Origin of the sequence: Mesorhizobium sp. M7A.F.Ca.CA.001.08.2.1 (assembly GCF_003998455.1) — a bacterium.
GTDB classification, from domain to species: domain Bacteria; phylum Pseudomonadota; class Alphaproteobacteria; order Rhizobiales; family Rhizobiaceae; genus Mesorhizobium; species Mesorhizobium ciceri.
In genome coordinates this window covers 1-5649 of record NZ_RZPW01000403.1, presented here as the reverse complement: position 1 = coordinate 5649, position 5649 = coordinate 1, and the positions used below count along the sequence as shown (strand labels likewise).

The following is a 5649-nucleotide window of genomic DNA, read 5'->3' as shown; positions in this document are numbered from 1 at the left end:
CGAAATCCATGGGCTTGAAACCCGCGATGCCGGGGCCGTCGCCGGCTTCGCTTTGTCGCTCACCAGCCTGATCCTCAAGCAAACGCCGGGGCTGCCGGTGCTGTGGATCGGCACATCGGAGATTTTTCGCGAGGCCGGCTTTCCCTATGCCAGGGGGCTTCACGCCTCGTTCGGCATCGAGCCGGAGCAATTGCTGTTTTCCGAGGCGCCAAGGCTCGTCGATGCACTGTGGGTCGCCGAGGAGGCGGCCCGGATGACGGCGCTCGCCGCCGTCATCCTGGAAATCCGCGGCAATCCGCAGCGGCTTGACCTGACCGCGACACGCCGGCTGCATGCAAGGGCGCAAGCGGCCGGCCGGCCGGTGTTCCTGCTGCGGCAGGCGGCTGGGCCCGAACCGACGGCGGCACCCGTCCGCCTCATCGTCGCCTCGGCGCCGGCGGTGCCGCGCGACACCATCGCCGGGCCGCTGGCCGGCTCGATCGGCCGCCCGGCCTTCACCCTCACCATCGGCAAGAGCCGCACGGCCCTGCCTGGACAATTCACACTGGAGTGGAACCCCGATGAACGCGCATTCGACGAAAGAGCGGGCGAGGCAAGAGACCGGGCAAAGAATCCTGTCCCTGTGGTTTCCCTATCTGGCGGCGGAAAGGATCCTGCGCCAGCGTCTGGGGCGGTCCTGGCGTTCCCGGTCGTCGGATCACCCATCTCACCCGCCGCTCGTGATCAGCCATCGCGACCGCAACGCACAGCGCATCTCGGCCCTCGACGAGCGGGCTGAGGCGCTGCACCTGAAGCGCGACATGGGCATCGCCGATGCGCGCGCCATGCATCCGTCGATCGACGTCGTCGAGGCCGATCCGGAAGCCGATCGCCGCCTGCTCGAAGGCCTCGCCGACTGGTGCGACCGCTACACCCCGCTGGTGGCGCTGGACGGGGCAGACGGCCTGTTTCTCGACGTCACCGGCTGCACCCATCTGTTCGGCGGCGAGCGCGCCATGCTGGACGACATCCTGTCGCGCTTCTTCCATCAGGGTTTCGATGTCCGCGCCGGGCTTGCCGCGACGCCGGGTGCGGCCTGGGCGGCGGCACGCTTTTGCGGCGACCGCATCGTTGTGTCAGGCGAGGAGGAGGCGCTGCTGGCGCCCCTGCCGCTGGCCGCGCTGCGCATAGAACCTTCGACCCGCACCAGCCTGGAAAGTGTGGGCCTGCGCACGGCGGGCGCCGTCATGGCGGCACCGCGCGCGCCGCTCGCCCGCCGCTTCGGCGCCCTGCTGCTCCTGCGCCTCGACCAGGCGCTTGGCCGGCTCGACGAGGCGGTGTCGCCGCGCCTGCCCGTCGCGCCGCTTTCGGTCGAACGCCACCTCGCCGAACCCGTCACCCTGACCGAGGACATCGAACGGCTGGTGGGCATGCTGGCGGCGACCTTGAAGACCGACCTCGAGCGCCGCGGCGAGGGCGCCCGGACGCTGGCGCTGCTGCTCTTTCGCGTCGACGGCGCCGTCAGCCGCATCGCGCTCGGTACCTCGCGGCCGATGCGCGAACCCATGCTGATCCAGAAACTGTTCCATGAAAGGCTGGCCGCGCTCGAACAGGATATCGATGCCGGCTATGGTTTCGATCTGGTGCGGCTCTCGGTGTTGGCATCAGCCACCTTCGACATGCAGCAGGCCGATCTTGCCGGCGAGGTGACCGACGACGGCGCCGATATCGCGCTGTTCGCCGACCGCATCCGCGCCCGGCTCGGCGATGGCGCGGTTCTCCGGCCGGTCGCGGTCGAAAGCCATCTGCCGGAGCGTGCCGTCGCCACCATCCCCTTCACCGACGCGCCGTGCCGGACCACGCCGCCGAAGAAGCCGGACAGGCTGCAGGCACCAAAAACCATATTTCCGCCGGAACGACCGATCCGGCTGTTCCGCTCGCCCGAACCCATCGATGTGCCGGCCACCGAAATGCCGGAAGGACCGCCGCTGAACTTCCGCTGGCGGCGCGCGCTCTACCGGGTCAAGCGCGCCGAAGGGCCGGAACGCATCGCCGCCGAATGGTGGCGGGAAGCGCCAAGCGACGAGGCGGCATCGACGCGCGACTATTTCCGCATCGAGGATGCCGACGGCCGCCGCTACTGGCTCTACCGGCAAGGCCTCTACGGCGGCGCCTCGCAAGTCCCGCCGCGCTGGTTCCTGCATGGAGTCTTCGCATGAACGCGCTGACCGTCATTCCCTATGCCGAGTTCGGCATCCAGTCGAATTTCTCCTTCCTGCGCGGCGCCTCCAAGCCGGAGGAGATGGTGGTCGCGGCCAAGCTCCTGGGCTTCTCGGCGATCGGACTTGCCGACCGCAACACGGTGGCCGGCGTGGTGCGCGCCTGGCAGCAGGCCAAGGTCGAAAAACTCTCCTATCACCCCGGCTGCCGGCTGGTTTTTGACGACGGCACGCCGGACATCCTCGCCTATCCCCAGGACCGCAAGGGCTGGGGGCACCTCTGCCGCATGCTGACGCAAGCCAATCTGCGCGACGAGAACGAAAAAGGCGCCACCCTTCTCCAGCGCGGCGACCTGCTCGAATGGGGTGACCTGATGTCGCTGGCGGTCCTGCCCGGTCTGTCGACGGGGGCGCAAGACAGTCTTGCCTTGCTTGGTGAGCTCAAGGGCCGTTTCGGCAGGAACCTGCGGCTTGGCGTTTCGCCCGACTACGCCGGCAATGACCGTTTCCGCATCGAGCAGGCGGCAGCACTTGCCGAGAGCGCCGGCATTCCGCTGATGGCGACCAACGACGTTCTTTATCACACCGCCGAACGACGCCCGTTGCAGGACGTGCTGACCGCGATCCGCCTCAACACGCCCGTTGCCGAGGTCGGGCTGCAACTCTCCGCCAATGCCGAGCGCCATCTGAAGCCGCCGATGGAGATGGGCCGCCTGTTCCGCCGGCATCCGCAGGCGCTGGCCGAGACGCTGCGGTTTGCGAAAGAGCTGACTTTTTCGCTTGGCGACCTCCAGTACAATTACCCCGACGAGCCGACGGAATCGGGTCTTGGTCCACAGGCTGAGCTGGCGCGACTGGCGCGGGAGGGAGCGGCGAACCGCTATCCGGCTGGTGTGCCGGATTCCGTGACCAAGCGCATCGAGGAAGAGCTCGCTTTGATCGAACGCCTCAACTATGCCCGCTATTTCCTGACTGTCTACGACATCGTCAAGTTCGCGCGCAGCAAGGATATTCTCTGCCAGGGACGTGGATCAGCCGCCAATTCGGTCGTCTGCTTCTGCATCGGCATCACCGAAGTGGGGCCGGAAAAAATCGATTCGCTCTTCGAGCGCTTCATTTCCGAGGAGAGAAACGAGCCGCCGGATATCGACGTCGATTTCGAGCACGAAAAGCGCGAAACTGTAATCCAGTACATCTACGAGAAATACAGCGGCAAGCGCACGGCACTTGCCGCCGCCGTCATCAGCTATCGCGGCCGGTCGGCGCTGCGCGAAGTGTCGAAGGCGATGGGCCTGTCCGAGGATGTCAGGGCATCGCTTTCCGGCTCGATCTGGGGTTGGTCGACATCGGAGCTTGGCGAGAAGGAAGCCCGCGCCGGCGGCCTCGACCGCACCGACCCGGTGTCGAGGCACGTGATGGAGCGTGCCAATGAGATCATGGGCTTCCCCCGCCATCTCTCCCAGCATGTCGGCGGCTTCGTCATCACCAGGGACCGGCTCGACGAGATTGTGCCTATCGTCAAGACGGCGATGGACGAGCGCAAGATGGTCGAATGGGACAAGGACGATCTCGACGCGGTGAAGATCTTGAAAGTCGACGTGCTGGCGCTCGGCATGCTGACCTGCCTGCAACGCGCCTTCACCTTGCTCACGGATCACTATCCTAATGCGCGGGATGAGTATGGGCAGCCCTATGTGTTGGCCACCCTGCCGCCGGAGGACAGGCAGGTCTACAAGATGATCTGCCGCGCCGACACGCTCGGCGTCTTCCAGATCGAATCGCGGGCCCAGATGTCGATGCTGCCGCGTCTCAAGCCAGACAATTTTTACGATCTCGTCATCGAGGTGGCGATCGTTCGGCCGGGCCCGATCCAGGGCGACATGGTTCATCCCTATCTGCGCCGCCGGCAAGGCAAGGAACAGGCCGAGTATCAAAAGCCGGAGCTGGAAGCGATCCTCAAGAAGACGCTTGGCGTACCGCTGTTCCAGGAACAGGCGATGAATATCGCCATCGTCGCCGGCGGTTTCAAACCGGGCGAAGCCGATGAACTGCGCCGCGCCATGGCCACCTTCAAGCGCACCGGCACCATCGGCAATTACCGCGACCGTATGATCAATGGCATGGTCGGCAAGGGCTACACGAAGGACTTCGCCGAGCGCTGCTTCAAGCAGATCGAGGGCTTTGGCGAATACGGCTTTCCCGAAAGCCATGCTGCTTCCTTCGCCCTGCTCGTCTATGCCTCCTGCTGGTTCAAGACCTTCTATCCCGACGTGTTCTGCGCCGCGATCCTGAATTCGCAGCCGATGGGGTTTTACCAGCCGGCCCAACTCGTGCGCGACGCAAGCGACCATGGCGTCGACATCCGCGACGTCGACGTCAATTTTTCGGTGTGGGATTGTACGTTGGAAAAGGCGCCTTTCGATCCGGCCCGCATCCTGCCACGCCATGCCGAAATGCGCGGCGTCATCGAGACGAAGCATGCCGTCCGGCTCGGCTTCAGGCAGATCAAGGGCCTGTCGAAGGAGCGCATGGAGGCTTTCGTCGAGCGGCGCGGCTCAGGCTATGTATCCGTCAGGGATGTCTGGCTGCGCTCCGGCCTCGATGTCGGCGAGATCGAAAAACTGGCGCAGGCCGATGCCTTCCGCTCGCTCGGTCTTGACCGTCGCGAAGCCCTGTGGGCGGTGCGCGCGCTCGACGGCAAGAGCGCCGCCGAAAGGCTGCCGCTGTTCGACCAGCCGGCGCTTCGCCTGCGCGAGCTGGAACCGGAGACGAGGCTGCCGAAAATGCCGCTCGGCGAGCATGTCATCCACGATTACCGCGCGCTCGGCCTGTCGCTGAAGGCGCATCCGGTCGCCTTCCTGCGCGAGCGGCTCGACCGCGCCGGCGTCATCCCGAATGCGAATCTTCCTTCCGTGCGCGACGGCAGGCGCGTCTCGGTCGCCGGCCTCGTGCTGGTGCGGCAGCGCCCCGGCAAGGGCAATGCGATCTTCCTGACGCTGGAGGACGACAAGGCGGTGGCCAACATCATCTTCTGGCAAAGAACCTTCGACCATTACCGGCCCATCGTCATGGGCGCCCGGTTCGTCAAGGTCACCGGGAAATTGCAGTCGGAATCGGATGTGGTCCACATCGTTGCCGAGAGGATCGAGGATCTGACGCCCTGGCTGACCGTGCTCCTGGAGAAGGTCAGCGAGGCCGCACCAGCGGTTCCTCCGAGAGACCTCGCCAAGGACGGTTCGGATCGCTCCAGCCCCGCCAAACAAAGCGCGCCGATCCGGCAGGATCTCGCAACGCTGTCGGAAGAAGCGGAACAGGTCATGCCCAAGGGGCGGAATTTTCAGTAGGCAAGGCCATGCCAAGAACGGAACGAAAGCGGACGTCGGCGATCCTTCGCGCCCCCTCTGTCCTGCCGGCCTATTGGGTACAAGAAACGTGCCCCTCAGCCCGGCCC

The 5649-nt window shown here is 65.7% G+C and carries 3 protein-coding genes; all 3 read left to right on the top strand.

The window, feature by feature from the left end; all coding sequences use genetic code 11:
• Positions 1–778: ImuA family protein (locus EN914_RS21970; protein ID WP_127389252.1), on the top strand; the 778-nt coding region annotated here is incomplete at its 5' end.
• On the top strand, positions 720–2198 hold the full coding sequence (locus EN914_RS21965; RefSeq protein ID WP_027162864.1) for a DUF6504 family protein: 1479 nt from the start codon (positions 720–722) through the stop codon (positions 2196–2198). The genes EN914_RS21970 and EN914_RS21965, both read left to right, overlap by 59 nt.
• Positions 2195–5542: an error-prone DNA polymerase gene (locus EN914_RS21960; RefSeq protein ID WP_024504053.1), complete on the top strand. Its 3348-nt coding sequence runs from the start codon at positions 2195–2197 to the stop codon at positions 5540–5542. The genes EN914_RS21965 and EN914_RS21960 overlap by 4 nt, the downstream gene beginning before the upstream one ends.
• The last annotated feature ends 107 nt before the right edge of the window (positions 5543–5649 follow it).